Source organism: Mesorhizobium sp. M7A.F.Ca.MR.148.00.0.0 (genome assembly GCF_003997735.1).
In the GTDB taxonomy this organism is placed as follows: Bacteria; Pseudomonadota; Alphaproteobacteria; order Rhizobiales; family Rhizobiaceae; genus Mesorhizobium.
Genome location: NZ_RZTB01000059.1, coordinates 12,348 through 34,823 on the forward strand (window position 1 = coordinate 12,348; position 22,476 = coordinate 34,823).

A 22,476-nucleotide genomic window follows, 5' to 3' on the forward strand; every position below is an offset into this window, starting at 1 on the left:
GTCAGAGACCGTTGGCGCGGAACTTGTCGTCGAGAAATTTCTTGGCCCTCGGCACGTCGTCTTCCGAAAGGTGTTCGATGATCACCGGGATGTTCGGGTTCTTCTGCGACAGGCGCTGCAGATAGAGGTCGTAGTTCAGCGAGCCGGTGCCCGGCGCGTTGAGGACCATCTCGCCAACGCCGCGGAAGGTGTGCGAGGCCAGCGCGTCGTCATCGCCGATGTCCGCATGCTTCTCGCTCTTGTCGTCGCCGGCTCGTGCGACATCCTTGGCATGCGCGATCTTGACCTTGTCGGCCAGCGTGTCGAACACCTGGTTCAGCACCTTGTCCATCTGGTCGATGTTGTGGCTTTCGAAGTAGTTGGTCGGATCCATCAGCAGGCCGAGGCCCGGATGGTCGACCTGCGCGAACATCCTCACCGTTTCCTCGACCGAGCCGACGACATTGTTGACGTAGGTTTCGAGCAGGAACATTGAGCCGTGGTCATAGGCTTCCTGCGCCAGTTCGGAGATCACCTTGCGGCACATCTCAAAACCCTCTTCGGACTTGTTCTTGGGATCGCTCATCCACTCGCTCTCGGTGTTGTAGGTACCGGTCTCCGAGATCACGTAAGGACTGCCGAGCTGGCGGGCGTTGCGGATGATTTCCTTCAGCCGATCGACATTCGCCTTGCGGTGCGCGAGGTCGGGATGAATGACATTGGTGTAGCCCGAGATGCAGCAGATCGGCAGGTCGTGGGCACGGAACGTGTCGCGAACCTTCTTGGCCTTATCCTTGGTGATCTGGCCGGCCGACAGGTCGATATCCTTGAAATGAAGGTCGAGCTGCACGGTGTTGAAACCGTGGCCACGGATCTTCTTCGCCGTCTCTTCGAGGCCGTACGGGAAATAGCCCGTGAAAATACCTGCCTGCATCATGGTGTGAATTCCTCCCTGTAAGCGAATCAGTTGTCTGGTGTTTCAGTTGCGGTGATCAGGTAGCGATTTCGGAAAGCTTGACCGTGCGGCCCTCGTCGATTGAGCGATAACCCGCCTCGACCAGCGCCATGGTCTTGACGTTGTCGGCGACCGACAGCGCCGGCGGCGTGCCGGTCCTCACCGCATGCTGGAGCTGCTCCATCACGCCGATAAAGGCATGCGGGAACCACATCGTGTCCCAGCTCGGGCTGACCCATTCGCCGCCGGTCGTCTCGGTCGAGGCGTAAGTCAGCGTCGAGGCAGCGCCCGTAGGCCAGCCAATGGTGCCCTTCGCGACCCCCTTGCTGCCGTCGACGCGCCAGTTGATGTGCTGGTCGTCCTTATAGCCATCCTGGCGCGGACCGGACCAGACATCCTCCAGCGACACGGCGAGCACACCGGACGGAAAGCGCAGCGTCGACACCGTAATGCCGTCCGAGTGGTCGAATGTCGTGCGCGGATCCTTGCGTGTCAGCGTGGTGATTTCGTCGGGGTCGCCGAACAGGAAGCGCAGCACGTCGAGATGATGCACGCTCATATTGGCGAGCGTCAGCCGGTCATAGTCCTCGAGGAAGCTCTGCCAGTGCGGGATGGCGTGCATGTCGATCTGCGCGAAGACGATGTCGCCCAGCGCGCCGCTGTCGATGATCTGCTTCAAGACGCGCATCGACTGGTCGTAGCGCATGTTCTGATTGACCGAGAGGATCTTGCCGGCCTTGGCCGCCTCGTCGCGCAGCTTGACCGCTTCCTCGACCGACAAGGCCAACGGCTTCTGCGCCAGGATCGCCTTGATGTGCTTCTGCTTCAGCGCGTGACGGATCAGCGCCGGCTGCAGGTCGGGCGGGAAAGCAAGGTCGATGATCTCGACATTTTCGTCCTCGATCAGTTTTTCAGGCGTGTCGTGGACCGTGGGGATGCTCCAGCGCGTCGCCACCTTCTCGGCGCTCGCCCTGGTGCGCGAGGCGATCGCCACCACCGGGAATCCAGCTTCCTTGTAGGCGGCGAGATGGCACTCGGCCATGATCATGCCTGCGCCGACGCAGCCGATCCTGTATTCCTTCGTGCGGACCTTCACGTCCGGCTCGAACCCCTTGTTTGCCATCTCTTCCTCCCGAAAGTCTTTCCTTGCGGCGGCCGTCATCGTGCCAACGCTCCGCCGCTCTGTTCGAAATAATGCACTCTGGCCGGCTCGCAGGATATCGCCACCATGGCATCCGGCCGGATGTCGGGCTGACCGCGCAGCAATGCCTTCAGCCGCGCCTGCCCGGCAGCGAGCGTCACCACGGTATAGCCGCCAAGCGGCTCGACCTCGAACACTCGCGCCGGGCGGCCCGGGCCCCCATCCGCCCACGGTCTAACCTTGATGTCTTCCGGCCTCAGGCCGATCTCCACTGCGTCGGCGGGCGCTGTCTTGTCTTCGATGCGGATCGTGCCTTCAGCCGCTTCGACACCGCCCTCGCCGCGCGCCGATCTGAGGATGTTCATCATCGGCGAACCAAGCAGCCTTGCCACATAGGTGCTGGCCGGGCGGTCGTAAATCTCCGCCGGCGTACCGATCTGCCTGATCTTGCCGTCCTCCAGGATGGCGATGCGATCGGCGACCGACATCGCCTCTTCCTGGTCATGCGTGACGTAGATCAGCGTCTTGCCAAGTTCGCGCTGGATGCGCTTCAGCTCGACGCGCGTTTCCTCGCGCAGCCTGGCGTCGAGCGCCGAGATCGGATCGTCCATCAGATAGGCATTGGGATCGCGCACCAGAGCCCGCGCGATCGCCACGCGCTGCCGCTCCCCGCCCGAAAGCTGTCCTGGCGGCTTGTGCAGGATATGGCCGATATGCAGCTTCGCCGCGACGTCGGTGACCCGCCGCTTGATCTCGGTCTCGGCGACCCGGCGTTCGACCAGGGGAAAGCGGACATTTTCGAGCGCGCTCATATGCGGGAACAGCGCCAGGTTCTGGAACACCATCGCCACGTTGCGCTCGGCCGGCGACATCGCGTTGACCGGCCTGCCTCCGATCAGGATTTCGCCGGTGTCAGGTGTCTCCAGCCCGAGCACCAGGCGCAGGATCGTCGACTTGCCCGACAGCGGCGGTCCGAAGAAGCAGAAGAACTCATTGTCGTTGACGGTGAACGAGGCGTCGTCGACGGCGAGTGTATTGCCGTAGCGTTTGGTGACATTGCGAAAGACGATATCGGCCATGGCTCAGGTCGCTCCACGGATCAGTGACAGGTAGCGAACGCCGGCGCCGCCCCTCATCCGCCTGCCGGCACCTTCTCCCCGTATAGGGACGGGGAGAAGGGAGAAGCTCCAACGATGACGCCCCCCTCTCCCCGTCTCTACACGGGGAGAGGGTAAGGGTGAGGGGCGGCGCCAACTTGCGAAAATTTGCCGGACCAACATCTCAGCCTCCCACCCTCATGGCGCGGCCGGTGGCAGCGTCGAAGACGCGCACCGACGACGTAGTGGGGGCGATGACAGCGGTGTCGCCGATAGTCAGTCCGACATCATTGTCGAACACCGTTTTCACAGCCGCCTCGCCCTGGCCGAGATGAACGATGGTGCGCGCACCGATCCGTTCGACAAAGGTCACCGGCATTGCGAGCCCCTGCCCATTCTGAACCAACGTCGCCTGTTCAGGCCGGAATCCGTAAAGCACCTCGCCGCGCGCACCGCGCATGGCCATCGCGAGTTCGCCCGGCAGCGGCGGCGTGACGCCCAGCGGTCCGAGATCGATGACCAGTCCGCGGTCGCTCTCCGCCGGCCTGCCCTTGAGCAGATTCATGCCCGGCGCACCGATAAAGCGGGCGACGAAGACATTGGCCGGATCGTTGTAGACTTCGAGCGGCGTGCCGACCTGCTGCAGCACGCCATGATCCATGACCGCGATGCGGTCGGCCATGGTCATCGCCTCGAGCTGGTCGTGGGTGACATAGACCATGGTCTGGCGGAACTGGCGCTGCAGCTGCTTCAGTTCGGTGCGCATGACGGCCCGGAAAGCGGCGTCGACATTGGACAGCGGCTCGTCGAGCAGGAAGATCGCCGGCTCCATGATCGCCGAGCGGCCGATCGCCACCCGCTGCAATATGTTGACCGACAGCCTGTCGGCCTTGCGGTCGAGCAGCGGCGTCAGCTGCAGCATCTCAGCGATAGCGCCGACACGGCGGTCGATCTCGGCTTTGGCAGCCCCTCGCATTTTTGGTCCATAGGCAAGGTTCTGGCGCACCGTCATATGCGTGAAGATGGCGTAGTTCTGGAAGACGAAGCCGACGCCGCGCCGGCCCATCGGCACGCCGGCCATGTCGCGCTCGCCAAACAGGATCTTGCCGCCGGTCGGCTCTTCCATGCCGGCGATCATGTTCATCGTCGTCGACTTGCCGCAGCCCGACGGGCCGAGCAGCGCCATGAACTCGCCGTCTGATATTGCCAGGTCCATGGTCTTGAGCGCGGTAAAGTCGCCGAATTTCTTGACCAGGTTCTGCAAGTGGATCGCGCTCATGCCGCTACCTCGCGTGCCCGCGCCATGCGCTTCATGGCAAACACCGCGACGATCGACAGCACGACCAGAATGGCCAGCGCGATCGCCGCCACATAGCCCCAGATCAAATCCTGAGTGGTGAGCTTGTAGATGTAGACCGAGATGGTTTCGGTGGCGACGCCTGGACCGCCGCCGGTCATGATGTAGAGCGTGTCGAAGATCTTGAAGTTCTCGATCACCCGGATCGCCAGCGCGATGATGATGATCGTCTTCATCTTCGGCAGCACGATGGTGACGAAGCGCTGCCAGGGATTGGCGCCGAGCAGCGTCGCCGCCTTGATCTGATCCTCCGGCACGCCGACCAGACCGGCAAGCAGGATGAGGAACATCAGCGGCGTCCACTGCCAGATGTCGGCGACCATCACCGCGATCAGCGCCAGAGTCGGATCCGACAGCCAGGCGATGGTGACGGGAGATCCGGTGAGCGCCGACAAGATGTCGTTCACCGGCCCTCCCGACTGGAACAGCATGAAGAACATGTAGCCGGCCACCGCCGGCACCACCATCATCGGCATCAGCAGGATCGAATAGAAGGCGCGCTTGCCCGGGAAATCGTCGGCAAACAGCGTCGCCAGCGCCAGCCCAAGCAGGAATTCCGCCGGCACGCAGACGATCATGACAATGACCGTACGCTTCAGCGCGCTCCAGAAGCGCGCGTCGGCGGCGAGATCGGTGTAGTTGGCAAAGCTGTTCCACATCGACCAGGCGTTCCACCAGCCGGTGCCCGACAGCGGCGACCAGTCGGTGACGCTGATGTAGAGCTGCATCAACAGCGGGAAGGCCGAGATGAACAGCACCAGGATCTGCGCAGGCAATGTCAGCCGGAAACCCAGCCTTGCGCCCTCATCGCGCGAAACCGGCTTTGCTCCGACGGCTTTCATCTCATCCTTGGACGTCATGGCAGTCACCGCGCTCATTGCTTGAGCGCCCCGAACGTCAACCCGCGCACAAGATGGCGCTGAATGGCGATGCCCATGATCACCGGCGGCACGGCCGCGATCAGGCCAAGCGCCGCCTTGGCGCCATAGAGCTGCCCGGTCATCGAGGAGGATAGCGAGGCCATGTAGACCGGGATCGTCACCCATTCGCGCGTCGTCAGAAGCAGCGCGATCAGATAGTCCGACCAGTTGAGGATGAAGACGAAGAGCGCGGCACTGGCCAGCGGCGCGCGCATCATCGGCAGCGTGATGCGGGTGAAGACGCGCAGCCGCGAACAGCCTTCGACAAGCGCTGCCTCCTCGATCTCGCGCGGCATGTCGTCGAAGAAGGTCTTCATCAGCCAGAAGGCGAACGGCAAGGTGACGATGCCGTAGATCAGCGCCAGGCCCCACCAGCTGTCGGTGAAGTTGAGGAAAGCCCACATGATCATCACCGGGATCATGACCGCCATCGGCGGAAAGATCCTGAGTTGGATCAGCGCCAGCGGCAGGTTCTGGCCGGAGCCGAAACGCGACAGCCCATAAGCCGCGGCAGTGCCCGCCGACATGGCGATCACCGTGCCGAAAACCGCCGACAGCAGCGACGCGAGGATCGGCTTCAGCGCGTTACGGTCGAGCGCGACGATCAAATTGTTGGTCGACTCGCCGAAGACGAAACGGAAATTGCTGAGCGTCGGGTTCTTCGGCCACCAGGTCAGTTCGGCGCCGGTCGCCGACCATTCGGCGATCGGCTTGAACGCCATCGACACCATCCACAGGATCGGCACCAGCGTCACCGCCATGGCCGCGAAGATCGCGGCATAGCGGAATATCAGGAAAGGAACGGAACGCTTCATCTGGCGGCTTTGCTGGTGGCGTTGTGGGCGGAGGGGAGAAGCAAGCTCCTCCCCTCCTTCGATATGATCCAGGGAGAAGGATCAGACGATTGGATCGAGAACTGTCGGCCAGGCCTCCTTGTTGGTCTTGATGGCTTCGAGCAGTTTGTCCTCGCCGGTGCGCCGGGCGATCTTCTTCCACTCTGCCTCGGTATCGGCCATCGCCTGCTCCGATGTCTTGGCCTTGGTCAGCGCCGCCATCAGGTTCTCGTCGAGCGCATTGTGGAAGGCTGTCGCACCGGGATAGTTGATGGTCGGCACGGTGCGGGCGACCGTCTCGCGCACGACGTCCATGTGGTAGGCATGATAGGTCTGGCGCACCAGCGGATCGGAGAAGTCCGAAAGCCGGAACGGGTCCAGATAACCGCCGGGGTTGGCGCTCATCCATGCGTAGATCCGGGCCGAGCCCAGCCATTGCAGCAGGAGATAGGCGACCTCCTGGTGCTTCGACTGCGACGAGACCATGCCGGTCAGCGAGAACCACAGCACGGAACGGCTGACCAGCTTGCCGCCGATCTCGCGACCGGGCGGCAGCATCGAGCCGATCTTGCCGGTGACGGCTGAATCCTTGTTGCCGGCATTGTCGAGGAATTTCGGCAGGTTGGAGAAGGCGCAGGTCATCGCCGCACCACCCTTGGCGAAGTTGCCATATTGCTCCGGCCAGCCCCAGGAGATCGCATCCGGCGAATGATGCGCGAGCGAAGCAACATATTCGTTGGTGGCGGCGATGCCTTGCTCGGAATTGATCATCGGCTTGCCGTCATCGCCAAACAGGAACTGGTTGGGCGAAGCCATCGAGACATAGCGCTGGTACCAGTTCGTGTAGCCCCAGCCCTGGTTACGCAGGTCGGTCGAGCCGAACAGGCCCTTGTCCGGTCGCTGGAAGAAGGCGGCGATGTCGCCATGCTGCTTCCAGGTCTTCGGCGGCGCCAGATCGTAGCCGTATTTGTCCTTGAAGGCCTTCTTCTCGGCTTCGTCGCCGAACAGGTCGGTGCGGTAGACCCAGGTCTGGAAGTCGCCGTCCAGCGACACGCCGTAGTTGGAGCCGCGGTATTTGTTGAGCAGCGACACGCCCTTGGCACCGTTGACATAGCCGCTGACGGGATCGTCCCATTCAGGCTTATGCTGCGCGACAAAGTCATCGAGCTTGGCGATGCCGCCGGTTTCGGCGAGGTCGCCGAGGCGGTTCCATTCGGTCGAGTAGATGTCGTAGGCCCCACCCTTGGTGGAGATGTCCTGCATCGTCTTGGTGAATTCCTGGCCGTTCGGCAGACCGACGATTTCGATCGCGATGCCGGTTTCCTTTTCCCACAGCTCCTTGATCGACGGCGCACCGGCCGGGAACGGCTGCGTGAGCTGGCCGATCGAGCCGTCGGATAGGCCGAGCACGATCTTGGTCGGCGCCTTGCCGGCGCCCTTCAGCGCCTTCGCCGCCTCGATGGCGCGGCCTTCCGGCGTATCGGCGCCATACTGGTAGCGCTCGGCCCCTTCGAAGCCCGTCGGGCCGCCGATCATGCCTGGCGCCAGCGCGTCGGCCGCATAGGCGCGGCCGGGACGAATGAATTGGGGTGCGATACCAGCGGCGGCCATCATGACGGCCGCCTTTCCTCCGGATGCCAGCAGCCGGCGCCGCGAGATGCGGATCAAGTCAGACATTGAAACTCCTCCCTCAGGGCCACGTTTCCTCCACGACCCTTATGAGGGATATTGACGACAGCATCGCAAGGCTGTCAACATCATAAATAATCAAAACACATCATAACATCGCAATAGGGCAAGGAAATGCACCAAAACGGGATCCATCCGTCAAGCCGGATGCCTCAATTTGAGGGCACCCGACCCTTCCCGGCCCTGCGCAGCCCTGCCGGACCATTTGATTTAGCCCGGCGGCTTGCACATCGGCCAAGGGCGGATACATCATTTCCCATCAGAATCGCCGATGACGCGGAAGCCGTCACCAGCCGATCCGACGCATGCAGGAGATGAAAGACGGTGCGTTCCACCCTGACTGACATAGCCCGGGAGGCCGGCGTCTCGGCCGCCACCGTCGACCGCGTGCTCAACAACCGGCCCGGCGTACGGGCGCGCACGCGGGAAATCGTGCTCGAAATGGCGCAGCGCCTCGGCTACATCGCCGAAGGCCCGAACGGCACGCCGCCACGGCCCTCGCCCGGCGAGGTCATCCGGCTCGACTTCGCCCTGCCGGCCGGCACCAATTCCTTCATCAAGATGCTGCACCGCCACATCGAGGCACAGGCTCTGGCGCGGCCCGACCTCGATGTTCGTATCGCCACCATAGAGGGCTTCAATCCTGACCGGCTCGCTCGCCTGCTGCAGGATCTGCGCGGACAGACGCAAGGCGTCGGCGTCATCGCACTCGACCATCCGACGGTGCGCGAAGCGATCCGCTCCCTGTCGGCCAACGACATCAAGGTGGTGACCATCGCTTCCGACATCCTGCATGTGCCCAGGGTCGCGTATATCGGCATCGACAACCGCGCCGCCGGGCGGCTGGCCGGCTATCTGCTCAACCGCTTCATGGGATCGGGGCGTCCGGGCAAGGTGGCGCTGTTCGCAGGTTCGCTGTCCTATCGCGGCCACGAAGAACGCGAGATGGGGTTCCGCCACGTGCTGACCGAGGAATCACCCAATCTGCAGATCGTCGAAATGCGCGAAATGCTCGACGATCGCGAGAAGGCCTATTCGGAGGCATCGGCCCTGCTGGAGCGGCACCCCGACCTTGCCGCGATCTACAATGTCGGCGCCGGCAACACCGGCATCGCCCGCGCGCTCAAGGAGCGCGACCGCGCCCAGTCCATGGTCTTCCTCGGCCACGAAGTGACGGACGGGACCAAGGACCTTCTGCTCGACGGCACGCTCGACGCTGTCATCGACCAGAACCCGCGCGTCGAGGCCCGCGAAGCGCTCAACACCCTGATCCATGCGGTCCGGGGACTGCCCTATGAACTGCACCAACCAAGGCTGCAGGTGATCTTCAAGGAGAACATCCCGGAGATTTGACCTGTACGAGGCGGCGCCGCAAAGCGCCCGCCCGCTCGATGCTTCTAGTCTATTGGACGGCAGCGACTTCAGCCGCGGCGCCATCGACAAAGCTCTTGTCGACCCATTTGCCATAGTCGATCGAGCCCTTCAGCAGCCCGGCGCTGGCCATGAATTTCTCCTCGCCTTGCAAGGCGGCGATCGCGCCGTCCGTGAGTTTCGGATCCTGATGGAACACCCCGTCGGCATAGGTCTTGCGGACGGATTTTTCCGACGACTTGGTGGCCTCGACAAAGGTCTTGATCGTCTGGTCCGGATGGGCATCGGCCCAACGCGAAATCTCGATATCGACCTTCAGCAGCCGCTTGACCAGATCGGGATATTTCGCCGCGAAGGCGCCGTTGACCGAGATGACGTTGGGCACGTTCCATTCCGGATGAGTGCTGGTGTCGAACAGGACGCGCGCCTCGCCGGTGTCGACCAGCTTGGCCGCCGTCGAATCGGTCTCGACAATGGCGTCGATATCGCCGCGCAGCAACGCCGGGCCGGATGCCTCGAACGGCAGGTTCAGACCTTCGACGTCACCGGTGGTCAGGCCGACGCTGTTCAGCGCCTTGCTGAAGTTCGAATGCCGCACCGTGCCGGTGAGATAGGCGACCTTCTTGCCCCTGAGATCCTGCAGCGTCTTCAGCGGCGAGCCGGTCTTGACGACGATGTAGGAACCGCCGGCCTTCACATAGCTCGACAGGCCGATCAGCTTGACGTCGGCGCCGGACGCAGCAACCCGCAGCGCCGGATTGTTGCCGGTATAGGTGAATTCGATCGCACCGGTGGCCAGCGCGGTCGTCGCCTCCGAACCGCCATTGAAAGTCACCAGTTCGACCTTGATGCCGTCCTTGGCGAATTCCTTCTCCCACCAGCCGTCCTTCTGGGCGATGATGAATTTGAGATGCCCCGGCGCCGTGCTGCCGATGCGGATAATTTCAGGCTTGTCCTGCGCGAAGGCAGGCATGCCGCCAAGGCCGATGACGACGGCAATAGCGCCCTTCAGCAGCAGCCGGCGAAGTGCGTCGAATGGAATGTTGGGCACGGGGAAAATCCTTCCTGGTTGGAATGAATGGACCGCTTAAATGAGCGAGGTCTCGGACTGGCCTTTCCAGGCTGTTGCCCAGCGCTCGAACCAGACGAGCAGGGAGTTGACGGTCAGGCCGATGACGGTCAGCGTCAGGATGCCGGCATACATATCGGCCGTTTCCATCATCAGCTGCGAGTTCTGGATGAGGAAACCGAGGCCGGATTTAGCCGCCAGCATCTCGGCGCCGATGACCGCGAACAGCGAGGATTTCACCGCCAGCCGGGCGCCGGCGACGATCGAGGGAATGCTGGCCGGCAGGATGACTTTGCGGAACAGATCGAAGTCGGACGTACCCATCGAGCGCGCCGCCTTGATCAGCAGCGGATCCACCGACTTGACGCCACTGATCGTGTTGACGAGGAGAAAGAAAACCGAGGAGTAGAAGGTGATCGCCACCTTCGATTCCTCACCGATGCCGAGCAACAGGATGAACACCGGCAGCAGTGCGAATTGCGAGGTGTTTCGCAGCGTCTGCACCAGGAGGTCGGAAACCTTCTCGAACAGCGAATAGCGCCCCATCAACAGACCGAGGGGAATGGCCACCACCACGCCGAGTGCGAAGCCGATCGCGGCGCGCTGCAGGCTGATGCCGATATGCTCGATCAGCACGCCCGAGGCGAGCAGCGCCCACCAGGCGACCAGGACCTCGCTCAGCGGCGGAAAGAAGATCCGGTTCAGCCAGCCGAGCCGGGGCGCGATCTCCCACAGCAGGAAGAACAGGCCGAGCAGCGGCACGCCATAGAGGAACGTGCCGTGGCTTGCTTTCTTGCTCCGGATCTTGGCGCTGGCCTTGATGGCCGGGACCCTGGCGGCGGCTACCGTTTCGCCAGCGCCGGCAAACAGGTGGAGCGCTCCCGCGGAGCCAAACTTCTCGGTCAGATAGGCCATTGGTCCAGCTCCTCAGTGACTGAAGGCTGGCGACAGGGTCCAGTCCTTCTGCGCCTTGTTGACCTCGTCGCGCAGCACGTCCCAGACGCGGGCGCGATATAGATTGAATTCGGCGCTGGCGCGGATGTCGCCGTCGCGCGGTCGTGGCAGGTCGATGTCGATGATCTCTTTCACCGCGCCCGGCCGTGCCGTCATCACCACGACGCGGTCGGCGAGGAAGATCGCCTCGTCGATCGAGTGGGTGACAAAAATCACCGTGGTGTTGATCTTGCCCCAGATCCGCAGCAGCTCGCCTTGCAGAAGCTCGCGCGTCTGCTGGTCGAGCGCCGCGAACGGCTCGTCCATCAGCAGCACTTCCGGGTTGCTGGCCAGCGCACGCGCGATCGCCACACGCTGCTGCATGCCGCCGGACAGCTGGTTGGGAAAACGGTCCTCGAAACCGGCAAGGCCGAACAGCGCCAACAGATGGCGGGCTGTGGCGGTACGCTCGGCCTTGGCCACGCCGCGCACTTCCAGCGCATATTCGATGTTGGCGAGCGCCGTGCGCCAGGGAAACAGCGCATATTGCTGGAAGACATAGCCGGTCTTTGGATCGGGCCTGGTGATGCGCCTGCCGTCGAGTTGGACGTTGCCGTCGGTCGCCTGCGTCAGCCCGCCAATGATATCGAGCAGCACCGACTTGCCCGAGCCGCTCGGGCCGACCAGCGTGATGAACTCGCCCTTGCGGACGGAAAGATCGACGCCGTCGAGCACGGTGACGCGGTCGGTCGCCTCGCCATCTACGGTGACGAACTGCCCCGGCTTGAGCTGGAAGGTCTTGCTGATGTCGCTGACGACGATCCGGTCCATGTTCGGGCGATCCATATCTGTCTCCGATCGGTTCACTGCGCCACGCGGATGCGGTGCGTCGGGTCGAATTCCGAGCCGCCCGCCTTGCCGCGCTTCCAGCCAAGCGCGCGGGCATAGGAGCCGAACAGCTGTCGGGCGTCGACCTGAGCTTCCGTGATGCCGGTCGGCCCTTCGGCGAACTCGGCCACATAAAGCGCGTCGGTCGGGCAATAGATCTCGCAGAGAAAGCAGGTCTGGCAGTCCTCCTGGCGAGCGATCACCGGCACGCCATTGTCGGTCGCGTCGAAGACGTTGGCCGGGCACACCTTGACGCAGATGTCGCACTCGACGCAGCGCGTGGCCGAGACGATCTCGATCATGACGCCAGCTCCGCCAGCCGCTCAGGCGCGCCTGCGATGCGGAACGCATCCACACCGGTGATGACCAGCCGGTGCGCGAAGGCCGGGCTCTTGCCCGGCAAATCGGTGCGGCGGTGCATACCGCGGCTTTCCGTGCGATGCAGCGCTGCGGCCACGGACCAGCGCCCGGCGGCGGCGATCGAAGCTGCCTCTCGGGTACGGACCCGGTCCAGCCCCTGGCCTTGCAGATGGCTGCGCACGTCGCGCCAGACACTCTCCAGCCGCTCGCCGCTTTTCTCCAGGGCCTCGCCAGTGCGGAAGAAATTCTTGTCGAGCGGCGTCACTTCACTGCGCACCGCCTCGATGACCTCGCCTGCCGAGATGTCGGCACTCGCCGATGATGCAGGATGCAAGCCGGCCTGGCCGAGCGATTGCACCGCGCTGCGGAAGGCCTTGCCGGTGCGGCGCTGGGCATGGGTCGAGGCGCCCTTGCCGGCCCACCAGCCGCTGGCCAGCGCCCAGGACGAATTGACGGCGCCGCCGCCTGATACCGCACCGGTCATCATCTCGCGGCTGGCGGCATCGCCGGCAACATAGAGGCCGGGCACGCCGGTGGCGCAATCGTCGGAGACGATGTCGATGCCGCCGGTGCCGCGCACCGTGCCTTCGGCGCGCAAGGTGATGCGGAACAGTTCGCTGAACGGATCGATGCCCGCGCGGTCATAGGGCACGAAGCAGTTCGGCTGGCCCTGGCGCAGCCAGCCTTGCAGCGCCGGCTCGGCCTGATCGAGCCGCGCGTAGACGGGGCCGACGATCAGCGCGCGCGCCACTTCCTCCTCGCGGTCGCCGATGCCGTTGCGCAGAGGCTCGCCGGTCGGCCCGAGGATCGGCGAGCCGTCCTCGCGATGGAACGATGCCCAGCGGAACGGCAGGCCCTTGTTCAATGAGGAGCCATAGGGCGCCAGCGTGTACTTGCCGGTGAACTCCATGCCCGACAGGCTGGCGCCGGCCTCCGCCGCCATCAGATAGCCGTCGCCGGTCAGCCCGGTCGCGCCGAGGATGCGCTCGCGGAAAGCGCAGCCGCCCGTCGCCAGCACCACCGCGTTGGCGTCGACGCGCCAGTCCTGGCCGATCTGCCGGGCGACACCGGCGGCGCCGACGATGGCATCGCCGTCGGACAGAAGTTCGAGCGCTGGGTGATGGTCGAGCACGGTGACGCCGGCCAACAGCACCCGGCGGCGCATGAAGCGCATGTAGTCCGGCCCGCGCAGATTGGCGATGTAGAGCCGGCCGTCATCCTCGCTCGGAAAGGGATAGCCCCATTCGGACAGCCTGAGCAGATTGCGGTAGGCGGTATCGACGCAGCGCAGCATCCAGCGCGGGTCAGCGAGTTCGCCGGTGCGCTGCCAACGCCGCTCAACGACGGCATGCCTGTTGTCGCCCGGCGGCACGCACCAGGTGCCGGTGTTGGAGGGCGCGGTGGCGCCACTGGTGCCAAGATAACCTTTGTCGGCCAGCACCACCTTGGCGCCGCTCTCGGCCGCAGCGACAGCCGCCCAGGCCGCTGACGGACCTCCGCCCAGCACCAGCACGTCGGCCTGGAGCAGCAAGCTGTCAGAAACGGATTTTTGCGTCTTGGGCATGGACACCTGGCGAATGCGTCGAGGACGGCGCTAGGCCGCGCGGGCCGCGCTGGAAGACCAGACCGGCTCGTTGCCGGCACTCCACTTGATGTTGCAGCCGATCGACGGCACCTGGCTGGCGGTGGGCCTGCCGCCCTCCAGCACCGTGTCGACCGCTGCGCGCAGATCGGCACCGGTCACCGGCTTGCCATTACCCGGCCGCGCATCGTCGAACTGGCCGTGATAGGCGAGCCGCCGGTCGGCATCGAACAGGAAGAAATCGGGTGTGCAGGCCGCGCCGTAGGCCTTGGCCGTCTGCTGCGACGCATCCTTGAGATAGGGGAAGGAATAGCCGAATTTTCCGGCCTCTTCGCCGATGCGGGCCAGCGTTTCCTCCGGATGCGCCTCATGGTCATTGGCGTTGATCGCCACCACTTGCAGCCCCTTGCCCGCATAATCCCTGGCGAAAGCGGCAAGCTGCTCACGGATCAGCACGACGAACGGGCAGCGGTTGGAGATGAAGGCGACGAGCAAGGCCGGCTTGGCGTCGAAATCGGCGAGGCGGTGCAGCACGCCTTGCGCGTCGGGCAAAAGGAAATCGGCGGCCTTTGTGCCGAGGTCGATCGGATTGGACTCTGTTTTCGGCATCGATGCGCGCTCCCTTTGTGCAGCCGGTTTTCACAGGCCAAGGTGCGAGCGCTCCGAACGTCCGCAGTTAGTCTATGAATTTAGTATAATTATAGGCTGGAGAGCGCATTCACAGTCAACCGCGCGGCTTAGAATATCGTGCCAATGTTTCAGGCCGAGCCGCCAAGTTTGTTCGGGCGGAAGCCGATCCGGAGAAATCCGGACGGACAGGATTTATCAAGCGCAACGGGTTCGACGACGAATTGGTACTGCCCAGCCGAAACGCCTTGCGATTTTCGCGACGTCATTCCCCTTCCGGATAGAGCGCCTTCGCCAGGTCGCGGATCGCATCTGATGTGCGCGGGCCGAAGCCGATCATGTAGGCGCCGTCAAGCACGACCAGCGCCTTGTTGGCCGCCGCCGGCGTTGCCGCCAGCGCGCGGTTGCCGAACACCTGTTCGGGCGTCGGTCCGCCCTTGCCGTCACTCATCATCAGGATGACATCGGGCGCCATCTCGACCAGTTTTTCCTCCGACGCCGCCTTGTAGCCCTGCACGACATCCATCGGGTTGAGGCCGCCGGCATAGCGGATGATGGCGTCGGCCGAGGTCCCGGCGCCGGCTGCGCTCAGCTTCACCAGGCCATGGAAGAACACCACTTTCTTGCGCCGCTCTGGTGGAATTTTCGAGGCGAGATCGGCTGCCGTCTGAAAGGCGGTGAGCACCTCGGCGGAAACCACCTTGCCCTTGTCCTCGAGCCCAAGGCTGGCGGCGATCAGGGTGATCTTGCGCTCGATGCCTTGCGGGGTGTTGTCCTGCGGGACGAAGACGATCGGGATCGCCAGCGACTTCAAGACCTCGACCGCTTCAGGAGGGCCGCTGTCTTCGGCGGCCAGGATCAGGTCGGGGCGCAGGCTGGCCAGCCCCTCGACCGAAAGCTGACGGCGGTAGCCGACATTGGGTTTTTGCGCGACGTCAGGCGGATATTTGCTGCCGCGATCGACAGCGACGATTCGCTCGCCGGCCCCGAGCGCGTGGGCGATCTCGGTGACGTCGGAGCCGAGCGTCACGATTCGGGTCGCCGCGCCCGGCACGACGCTTCGCCCCAGCGCATCGACAACCGTCTCGCAGGCCAGCGCCTTGAAGCCGCAGGAAGGCGCCAGCACCGACAGTGCCAGAAGCAGCACCGCCGCGATCCTGCCCGGTTGCGACCAGCAGATCCTTTTGCCCTCGCCCACCCTACCAATCATGCCGCTGCTCCGTGCCAGATGCTTCTCGATGATGGTCGGCTATAAATTTAAAGTTGACTTGTGTCATCATGTTTTAATATGTGATCCCTGCCCCGGCCCGCCTGGTCGAGGGATTCTCGATCATGCCAGCCAAGGCCCTTCAGCCACCGCCAGCAGTTTTGCTTTTGCTTGGGGGCTGCATGACAACGACAACAAACACGACCTTGATGGCGAGCACCGCGCTCGCCTTCGTGCTCGGCCTATGCGCTGTGCCCTTTGCCAGCGCGCAGGAACAGGACCAAGAGAAAAAGGCCGCCGCCAAGGCCGGCCGCCTGGCGCCGGCCAATCCCGCGCAGAACCAGCCGGCGACGATGCTCGACGTGATCACCATCTCGGCAACGATGATCAAGACGGCGGTGATCGAATCGATGGCCGCCATCAGCGCCATCGATCAGGACGAACTCGACCGCATCCAGCCCGACACAGCCGCCGACATCTTCCGCACCACGCCCGGCGTCGCCGCCTCGATGAATGGCGACGACCCGGCGACCGCCATTAACATTCGCGGCCTGGAACAATATGGCCGCGTCGTCGTGACGCTCGACGGCGCCCGCCAGGACTATTGGCGCGTCGGTCATGGTTCTGGCTCGTTCTATGTCGAACCTGACCTCATCAAGGAGGCCACCGTCATTCGCGGCCCGGTTTCGAACGCCTATGGTTCGGGCGGCATCGGCGGGGTCGTCTCCTTCGAGACCAAGGATGCCGGTGATTTCCTCAAGAAGGATGAACGCTGGGCGCTGAGCGAGAAGCTCGGCTACGAGGACAATGGCGACGGCTTCACCACCAGCACCACCGGCGCCTACCGTTTCAGCGACGATGCCGACATCATCGGCAACCTCATCTATCGCGACCGCGACAGCTACACCGACGGCAATGGCGACACCGTGCCGTGGACCGGCGAGCGGGTGACCAGCGGCTATCTGAAGACGACTCTGCGGCCGGCCGATGGCCACGAGCTGAAGCTCGGCGCCATCCTGCAGCGCTACAACGACCAGATCAGCGGATCGAGCGGCTCGACCTCGCCGACACTGAGCCGCTACGACACCAACACCACCAACCAAACCTACACCGCCGCCTATACCTGGAAGCCCGACGACAACGCGCTGATCGACTTCAGCGCCAATGCCTATCACAACCGCACCCGCGCCGAGCAGACGCAGGTCGCGCCCGCCTCAGGGATCGGCAATTTCCGTTTCTATGATGTCGCCACCTCGGGCTTCAACGTGAAGAACTCCTCGCGCTTCGACGCCTGGGGGCTGGCCCACACGCTGACCTACGGACTCGATTACTACTATCTCGAAGCCTCCTCGGAAGCGGCGCATTTCGGCGCTGGCGAACAGCAGGGCTATGGCGGCTTCCTGCAGTGGCAGGGCGATTACGAGGACTGGCTGCAGGCCATAGCTGCGATGCGCTATGACGGCTACCAGCTCGATGGCGAGACGCGCATCCCGTCGCCACAGGAAGCCTCGATCTCCGGCGATCGCTGGTCGCCGCGCCTCACCGTCGGCGTCACGCCGTTTGACGGCTTTCAGCTCTATGGCACCTACTCCGAAGGCTACCGGGCGCCTGGCCTGCAGGATGTCTTCCGTGGCGGCGGCGCGCATGGCGGCGGCGACACCTATCGGCCCAATCTCCTGCTGCAGCCCGAAACGGCGAAGAGCTGGGAAGCCGGCATCAATGTCAAATACGATGATTTGCTGACGCCGGGCGACCGGTTGCGCGCCAAGCTCAACGTCTTCCACACCGACGTCGAGGACTATATCGACGTCGACCTCACCGTCCTGCCGCGCACGGCAATCAACATCGGCGACGCCCGCCTGAAGGGCGTCGAGGCCGAGATGGTCTATGACTACAACTGGGGTTTCGTGAACCTCGCCGGTGCGCTGATCAACGCCAAGGTCGTCAGCGGCGTCTATTCCGGCCAGGCGCTGAACAATACGCCGCTCGACCGCTTCTCGGCCACAATCGGCTTTCGCATGCTGGAGGACCAGCTCACGGTCGGCGCGCAATATCTCAGCGTCGGCAAGATCACCCGCACCAGCCGCACCAATCCCAACGCCGTGCCGATTGTCGACGACGCCTTCGATCTGGTCAATGTCTTCGCCAACTGGGCCATCAACGACAACCTCAAGCTCGATTTCGGCGTCGATAACATCTTCAACACCGCCTACACCGACCCGCAAAGCGCATGGTCGACCTCGGCGGCAACCGAACAGGGCAAGGGCCGCACCTTCAAGGTGGCCCTCACCGGCAGGATCGGAGGCTGACAATGAACGAAGCATCGGTGCGTGAACTGGCCTGCGAGGCGCGGCTCAACCTGAGGCGTCTGCCTGATTACATGGACAGCATCTCAGACAGGCTGCGGAGCTTCGAGGCCGATGCCTCGCATGAGGGAAAGCGCATCGATTTCCGCTTTGCCTTCGGCGGGGCCTCTTTCGACATGGAACGGCTGGTGATGCGGGCCAATGCTGCCGACCGCGACGGGCTCGCCCGTATCAAGGACCTGCTGGCCACAGCCGTACAGGTCTACGCCAAGGAGGAAAACCCCGAGATCGTCTGGACCGGCGATCTCTCAGGCGAAACCAGCCTCGCCCAGTTCCGCGAGATGGTGGTGACGGATATTCGCGACCTCACCCCGCACATGCGCCGCATCCGGCTGGCCGGCGAGAATCTCTCGCGTTTCACCAAATTCGGCGGCATGCACATCCGCATGCTGTTTCCGACCAGGGAGGTGCCCGATCCGCTGTGGCCAGTGCTGGGCGGCAATGGCTTGCCGGTCTGGCCCGCCGACGACCGGCGCCCGGTGGCGCGCGTCTACACCATCCGCGCGCTCGACGTGGAAACGGGCCTCATCGACGTCGACTTCCTGATCCATCCGGGTGACAGCGTCGGCTCCGCCTGGGCCATGCAGGCAGCGCCCGGCATGAAGGTCGGCATCATGGGACCGGTCGGCCGTCCGGTACGGCAGGCAGAATGGTACGTCATGGGCGCCGACGAAACCGGCCTGCCGGCGCTGGCGCGGCTGCTGGAGACGCTACCGGCCGAGACAAAGGGCGTCGCCTTTGTCGAGATCGCCAATGATGGCGAAAGGCAAGCGATCAACAATGCCACCCGCATCGAAGTGCATTGGCTGACACGGGATGGCGTGGCGGCGGGCGAGGACAGACTGCTCGCCGAGGCTGTCCGCTCGGTGGCGTGGCCGCAGGACGGTTCGGCCTTCGGCTGGTTCGCGGCGGAAGCCGCTGCCGCCAAGATCGTGCGCGAATACTGGCGCGACACGCTGGGCCTTGGTCGCGATCAAACGCTGGCGGCTGCCTATTGGCGGCGTGGCTCTGCCGGATTGATGGCAGGGTGAACTCTGACGATCGGCCCCCCGTCCTTGCCGATGCCGATATCAATTTGATCACCGGAGACAAGGTTCGAAATATCGCAAACCACCAGCGGCATGCGGATGTCATAAAGAAATTCGGCAACGATGGCGCCGACCGCCAGGATCGGGTCCGGCCGCTCCAGAAGAATCCCGGTTGGCGCGGTTCCCCTGCGGATCGCCTCGGCCAGGACCGAGGATGAAGACGATGAGCCGCGCCCGCTCGGCATGACCAGGATCTTGCCAGCGACATTCTGGCCGAGACCGGGATGCGAATGGTCTGTTATGTCGCCCGTCTCGGCATTGATGCCGCCCCAGAAGCTCAGCGGTTGCGAATACACCAGCGCCTGGCCCCTGGCTTCGCCGGCCAACTGGAAGATGCCGGTTCGTTCCACCGGTCGCGTCATGAGGCGCTCCGCACGACATGCCCGACGGCAGCGGAGCGGATGCAATCCTCCATCTCGGCGAAGGCGACGGACACGCCGATATTGCCCGGCGCGTAATGCGCCCATTTGCCGGAATTGGTCATGACCACGCCGTCGAGGCGTTCCAGGATCGATGTGACATAGGTGCAGGTATCGGCGACCGGGATCAGACCGAACGCCTCCATGCCCACCAGCGCGCCCTCCTCCTGCAGTCTCGCCAGGGTCGCACGGCCCGTGTTGACATAGATCGGGATGCGCCTTTCGGGTGCTGCCTCGCGCAGCAACGGCAACAGTCGCATCCATTCCTCATGCGAAAAATGCGGCGTGCCGAGCGACACGGCCGCTAGCGGCGCGCCATCCGGCACGCTCGATAGCCTGGCCAGCGCATGGCCGATATCGGCGCGGGTGATGCGGATCGTCTCGTCAGGCGCATGACCCTGGAACGCCTCATCGAGCGTCATCGCTTCCGGCGTGATGCCGACCGCATGGAACAGCGCCACAGCACCCGTCGTTGCAGCCGCCGCACCCAGCGCCTTCAGCTGGTCCTCGTCACGCGGCCGCGGCAGACCGGCAATCACCGGAACGCGGTCGCCACTCGCTTGCCCTATGATTAGCCCGACGCCGACGAAAAGGCTGTCACTCAGCTCGCCGTCCGGAACATCCAGTTCGAACAGGATCCGGCCGCGCCGGTTCTGGCTCAGATGCAGGCCCCAGGCCGGCGCGCGGCCGGTCATGGCGCAGCACAGATCGATGAAATCGCCATAGCGGTTGGTGCGCGCGCCGATCACCGAATTGGCAAAGACGATGGCGTTGGACTCACCCCAGGCGATCTGCTGGCCAAAGCTTGGCCGAAAGCGCGTCTGGTAGGGCGCGCAGGTGAAGGTCGCCTGGCAGCCGAGTTCCAGATGCGCCTTCATCAGCCGCCGCGCCGGCACCTCTTCCGCCGCCGGCATTTTCACCATGCCGGGATGGATGAGGTCGAACGAGCCGACGTTCAATGTCGTCGGCACTTGGACGCGGCCACCGCCTTCGACCAGCCGCTCGACGAAATCGAGCCCCGCCTTGCCGTGGTAAAGACAGCCATCGATATGGGCGCCGGTAATGTCGAGTAGGCCGCCCGCCCCGACAGCATTGGAAAACGCGGCCAGGATTTTCATGGCAGCGGCGGCGGACGGACCCTGCTCGCCGTCGAGCATGGATCGGTCCTGTGCGGTCAATTTAAGCGTCATCAGTACTCCAGCCACTTACGCGATCGTATGGCGGGACAGCGCCCCCCTCTGCCCTGCCGGGCATCTCCCCCACAAGTGGAGAGATCGGCAGCTTCGGCCTTATTGCACTTTTTGCAATGTGGGGAGATTTGCGAAACCAACGATGACAGCCGATCTCCCCACTTGAGGGGGAGATGTACGGCAGGACAGAGGGGGCCGCCGCGGAACGCCAACCATCCCATCCGTCCACAGTCCTACTTAACCCGCCGCGATCAACACCGTACTCTCCGGCGACCAGCGCAGAACGACGTCCTGACCTTCCGCCAGCCTGTCGACACCCGTGTTCTGTACAATCACCTTCAACGTCTGGCCGCCACGCTCGACGAAATAGGTGCTGTTGTTGCCGGCGAAGATGCGCTTGGAAACCTGCCCCTTGAGCATGTTGGCGGTGCCATTCGGTGCTCCGGCATCCGTGGCGATGCGGATGCGTTCGGGGCGCACGGCGCAGCTCGCCTTGGCGCCGGCGGCAAGCTTGGCACCCGCGCCAGCGGCAATCGCCGTGCCGTCCGGCAGCCGGATGCCATCGCCCGTCGTATCGCCGCGAAAGATGTTGGCATCGCCGAGGAAGGTGGCGGCGAACTCGCTCTTTGGCCGATCATAAATTTCCTCGGGCGGCCCTTCCTGCACCAGCCTGCCGTCGCGCAATATGCCGATGCGGTCACTCATCGTCAGCGCTTCTTCCTGGTCATGGGTGACGAAGATGGTGGTGATGCCAATCTCGCGCTGGATGCGCTTGAGCTCAATCTGCATGTCGACACGCAACGCCTTGTCGAGTGCGCCCAATGGCTCGTCGAGCAGCAGCACGCGCGGCTTGGTGACGATGGCGCGGGCGAGAGCCACACGCTGGCGCTGGCCGCCGGAGAGCTGATGCGGCCGGCGGCCACCGAGCTTGCCAAGCTGCACCAGATCGAGAGCGCGCTGCACCTCGGTAGCGATGATCGCCCTGGCCTCGCCGCGCACCGACAGGCCGAAGGCGACATTGTCGGCGACGCTCATATTGGGAAACAGCGCATAGTTCTGGAACACCATGCCGATACGACGCTTCTCGACGGGCACCCGCTCGACGCTCTCGCCGCCGATGGTGATGCGACCCGAGTCAGGAAAATCGAAACCGGCGATCTGCCGCAGCAACGTGGTCTTGCCGCTGCCCGACGGCCCGAGCAGCGCGTAGAAGCCGCCATCGGCGAAGTCGATGGAGACGTTGTCCAGCGCCTTGTGTGCGCCAAAGCTGCGCGAGACATCGGATACCTGCACGCCGGCCATTATTTCTCTCCGCCGAATTTGAAGAACCGCGCCGTCAGCAGCATCAGCGCCATCGACACGACAATGATGATGGTCGAGACCGCGTTGATCTCGGGCGTGAAAC

Annotated in this window: 20 protein-coding genes and 1 pseudogene; 3 read left to right on the forward strand and 18 right to left on the reverse strand. The window is 63.9% G+C overall.

Annotated elements, in window-relative coordinates:
- Window position 1 precedes the first annotated feature (1 nt).
- From EOB49_RS20635 to EOB49_RS20665, 7 genes are all read right to left on the reverse strand, one after another.
- Window positions 2-916, reverse strand: a complete 915-nt coding sequence (locus EOB49_RS20635; RefSeq protein ID WP_127317901.1) for a sugar phosphate isomerase/epimerase — start codon at window positions 914-916, stop codon at window positions 2-4.
- A gap of 55 nt (window positions 917-971) precedes the next feature.
- On the reverse strand, window positions 972-2,057 hold the full coding sequence (locus EOB49_RS20640; RefSeq protein ID WP_127382087.1) for a Gfo/Idh/MocA family oxidoreductase: 1,086 nt from the start codon (window positions 2,055-2,057) through the stop codon (window positions 972-974).
- A 35-nt stretch (window positions 2,058-2,092) separates the two neighbouring features.
- Window positions 2,093-3,154 (reverse strand): ABC transporter ATP-binding protein, encoded by a 1,062-nt coding sequence (locus EOB49_RS20645; protein WP_127382088.1) that lies wholly within the window; start codon window positions 3,152-3,154, stop codon window positions 2,093-2,095.
- 202 nt (window positions 3,155-3,356) lie between these two features.
- Entirely contained in the window at window positions 3,357-4,451 is a 1,095-nt protein-coding gene (locus EOB49_RS20650; protein WP_127382089.1) for an ABC transporter ATP-binding protein, read from the reverse strand.
- Entirely contained in the window at window positions 4,448-5,407 is a 960-nt protein-coding gene (locus EOB49_RS20655) for a sugar ABC transporter permease (protein ID WP_127331046.1), read from the reverse strand. The genes EOB49_RS20650 and EOB49_RS20655 overlap by 4 nt, the downstream gene beginning before the upstream one ends.
- Complete coding sequence (locus EOB49_RS20660) at window positions 5,404-6,264, reverse strand: carbohydrate ABC transporter permease (protein WP_127269508.1); 861 nt, start codon at window positions 6,262-6,264, stop codon at window positions 5,404-5,406. Before EOB49_RS20660 ends, EOB49_RS20655 begins: the two co-directional genes overlap by 4 nt.
- An 81-nt stretch (window positions 6,265-6,345) precedes the next feature.
- Window positions 6,346-7,959: an extracellular solute-binding protein gene (locus EOB49_RS20665; RefSeq protein ID WP_127382090.1), complete on the reverse strand. Its 1,614-nt coding sequence runs from the start codon at window positions 7,957-7,959 to the stop codon at window positions 6,346-6,348.
- Window positions 7,960-8,295: 336 nt separating this feature from the next.
- Here EOB49_RS20665 and EOB49_RS20670 point away from each other — a divergent pair, with 336 nt between their 5' ends.
- Window positions 8,296-9,324 (forward strand): LacI family DNA-binding transcriptional regulator, encoded by a 1,029-nt coding sequence (locus EOB49_RS20670; protein ID WP_127269506.1) that lies wholly within the window; start codon window positions 8,296-8,298, stop codon window positions 9,322-9,324.
- A 49-nt stretch (window positions 9,325-9,373) separates the two neighbouring features.
- Here EOB49_RS20670 and EOB49_RS20675 read toward each other — a convergent pair whose 3' ends face one another.
- From EOB49_RS20675 to EOB49_RS20705, 7 genes are all read right to left on the reverse strand, one after another.
- Window positions 9,374-10,393 (reverse strand): aliphatic sulfonate ABC transporter substrate-binding protein, encoded by a 1,020-nt coding sequence (locus tag EOB49_RS20675; RefSeq protein WP_127331054.1) that lies wholly within the window; start codon window positions 10,391-10,393, stop codon window positions 9,374-9,376.
- Window positions 10,394-10,429: 36 nt separating this feature from the next.
- Complete coding sequence (locus EOB49_RS20680; RefSeq protein ID WP_127382091.1) at window positions 10,430-11,326, reverse strand: ABC transporter permease; 897 nt, start codon at window positions 11,324-11,326, stop codon at window positions 10,430-10,432.
- A 12-nt stretch (window positions 11,327-11,338) separates the two neighbouring features.
- The gene (locus EOB49_RS20685; RefSeq protein ID WP_127382102.1) at window positions 11,339-12,175 is read right to left on the reverse strand and encodes an ABC transporter ATP-binding protein; all 837 of its coding nucleotides are present in this window, start codon (window positions 12,173-12,175) and stop codon (window positions 11,339-11,341) included.
- Between the two features lie 32 nt (window positions 12,176-12,207).
- Window positions 12,208-12,534 carry a ferredoxin family protein gene (locus tag EOB49_RS20690; RefSeq protein ID WP_127382092.1) on the reverse strand — a complete coding sequence of 109 codons (327 nt, stop codon included), beginning with the start codon at window positions 12,532-12,534 and terminating at the stop codon, window positions 12,208-12,210.
- Window positions 12,531-14,156 (reverse strand): FAD-binding protein, encoded by a 1,626-nt coding sequence (locus EOB49_RS20695; RefSeq protein ID WP_127382093.1) that lies wholly within the window; start codon window positions 14,154-14,156, stop codon window positions 12,531-12,533. Before EOB49_RS20695 ends, EOB49_RS20690 begins: the two co-directional genes overlap by 4 nt.
- A gap of 30 nt (window positions 14,157-14,186) precedes the next feature.
- Complete coding sequence (locus EOB49_RS20700) at window positions 14,187-14,783, reverse strand: thioredoxin family protein (RefSeq protein WP_127382094.1); 597 nt, start codon at window positions 14,781-14,783, stop codon at window positions 14,187-14,189.
- A gap of 283 nt (window positions 14,784-15,066) precedes the next feature.
- Window positions 15,067-16,011, reverse strand: a complete 945-nt coding sequence (locus EOB49_RS20705) for an ABC transporter substrate-binding protein (protein WP_127382095.1) — start codon at window positions 16,009-16,011, stop codon at window positions 15,067-15,069.
- Window positions 16,012-16,190: 179 nt separating this feature from the next.
- On the opposite strand from EOB49_RS20705, the gene EOB49_RS20710 reads away from it, so the two are divergent.
- The gene (locus EOB49_RS20710; protein WP_127317875.1) at window positions 16,191-18,317 is read left to right on the forward strand and encodes a TonB-dependent hemoglobin/transferrin/lactoferrin family receptor; all 2,127 of its coding nucleotides are present in this window, start codon (window positions 16,191-16,193) and stop codon (window positions 18,315-18,317) included.
- A 2-nt stretch (window positions 18,318-18,319) separates the two neighbouring features.
- On the forward strand, window positions 18,320-19,405 hold the full coding sequence (locus tag EOB49_RS20715; protein WP_127382096.1) for a siderophore-interacting protein: 1,086 nt from the start codon (window positions 18,320-18,322) through the stop codon (window positions 19,403-19,405).
- Here EOB49_RS20715 and EOB49_RS20720 read toward each other — a convergent pair.
- The 4 genes and pseudogenes from EOB49_RS20720 to EOB49_RS37760 all read right to left on the reverse strand — a co-directional run.
- Window positions 19,366-19,824, reverse strand: a complete 459-nt coding sequence (locus EOB49_RS20720) for a DUF126 domain-containing protein (protein ID WP_127382097.1) — start codon at window positions 19,822-19,824, stop codon at window positions 19,366-19,368. The genes EOB49_RS20715 and EOB49_RS20720 overlap by 40 nt on opposite strands.
- Complete coding sequence (locus EOB49_RS20725) at window positions 19,821-21,071, reverse strand: aconitase X (RefSeq protein WP_127382098.1); 1,251 nt, start codon at window positions 21,069-21,071, stop codon at window positions 19,821-19,823. Before EOB49_RS20725 ends, EOB49_RS20720 begins: the two co-directional genes overlap by 4 nt.
- A 237-nt stretch (window positions 21,072-21,308) precedes the next feature.
- Entirely contained in the window at window positions 21,309-22,373 is a 1,065-nt protein-coding gene (locus EOB49_RS20735) for an ABC transporter ATP-binding protein (protein WP_127382100.1), read from the reverse strand.
- Window positions 22,373-22,476, reverse strand: a pseudogene (locus tag EOB49_RS37760) (ABC transporter permease); the annotation flags it as partial. The pseudogene EOB49_RS37760 and the gene EOB49_RS20735, both read right to left, overlap by 1 nt.

Excerpts from the sequence above, each read along its gene's own strand:
- EOB49_RS20645 (WP_127382088.1), bottom strand. The coding sequence starts at position 3,154 with ATGGCCGATATCGTCTTTCGCAATGTCACCAAACGCTACGGCAATACA.
- EOB49_RS20700 (WP_127382094.1), bottom strand. The coding sequence starts at position 14,783 with ATGCCGAAAACAGAGTCCAATCCGATCGACCTCGGCACAAAGGCCGCC.
- EOB49_RS20720 (WP_127382097.1), bottom strand. The coding sequence starts at position 19,824 with ATGACGCGACCGGTGGAACGAACCGGCATCTTCCAGTTGGCCGGCGAA.
- EOB49_RS20685 (WP_127382102.1), bottom strand. The coding sequence starts at position 12,175 with ATGGACCGGATCGTCGTCAGCGACATCAGCAAGACCTTCCAGCTCAAG.
- EOB49_RS20640 (WP_127382087.1), bottom strand. The coding sequence starts at position 2,057 with ATGGCAAACAAGGGGTTCGAGCCGGACGTGAAGGTCCGCACGAAGGAA.
- EOB49_RS20660 (WP_127269508.1), bottom strand. The coding sequence starts at position 6,264 with ATGAAGCGTTCCGTTCCTTTCCTGATATTCCGCTATGCCGCGATCTTC.
- EOB49_RS20665 (WP_127382090.1), bottom strand. The coding sequence starts at position 7,959 with ATGTCTGACTTGATCCGCATCTCGCGGCGCCGGCTGCTGGCATCCGGA.
- EOB49_RS20715 (WP_127382096.1), top strand. The coding sequence starts at position 18,320 with ATGAACGAAGCATCGGTGCGTGAACTGGCCTGCGAGGCGCGGCTCAAC.
- EOB49_RS20735 (WP_127382100.1), bottom strand. The coding sequence starts at position 22,373 with ATGGCCGGCGTGCAGGTATCCGATGTCTCGCGCAGCTTTGGCGCACAC.
- EOB49_RS20710 (WP_127317875.1), top strand. The coding sequence starts at position 16,191 with ATGACAACGACAACAAACACGACCTTGATGGCGAGCACCGCGCTCGCC.
- EOB49_RS20725 (WP_127382098.1), bottom strand. The coding sequence starts at position 21,071 with ATGACGCTTAAATTGACCGCACAGGACCGATCCATGCTCGACGGCGAG.
- EOB49_RS20680 (WP_127382091.1), bottom strand. The coding sequence starts at position 11,326 with ATGGCCTATCTGACCGAGAAGTTTGGCTCCGCGGGAGCGCTCCACCTG.
- EOB49_RS20690 (WP_127382092.1), bottom strand. The coding sequence starts at position 12,534 with ATGATCGAGATCGTCTCGGCCACGCGCTGCGTCGAGTGCGACATCTGC.
- EOB49_RS20655 (WP_127331046.1), bottom strand. The coding sequence starts at position 5,407 with ATGAGCGCGGTGACTGCCATGACGTCCAAGGATGAGATGAAAGCCGTC.
- EOB49_RS20695 (WP_127382093.1), bottom strand. The coding sequence starts at position 14,156 with ATGCCCAAGACGCAAAAATCCGTTTCTGACAGCTTGCTGCTCCAGGCC.
- EOB49_RS20635 (WP_127317901.1), bottom strand. The coding sequence starts at position 916 with ATGATGCAGGCAGGTATTTTCACGGGCTATTTCCCGTACGGCCTCGAA.
- EOB49_RS20705 (WP_127382095.1), bottom strand. The coding sequence starts at position 16,011 with ATGATTGGTAGGGTGGGCGAGGGCAAAAGGATCTGCTGGTCGCAACCG.
- EOB49_RS20650 (WP_127382089.1), bottom strand. The coding sequence starts at position 4,451 with ATGAGCGCGATCCACTTGCAGAACCTGGTCAAGAAATTCGGCGACTTT.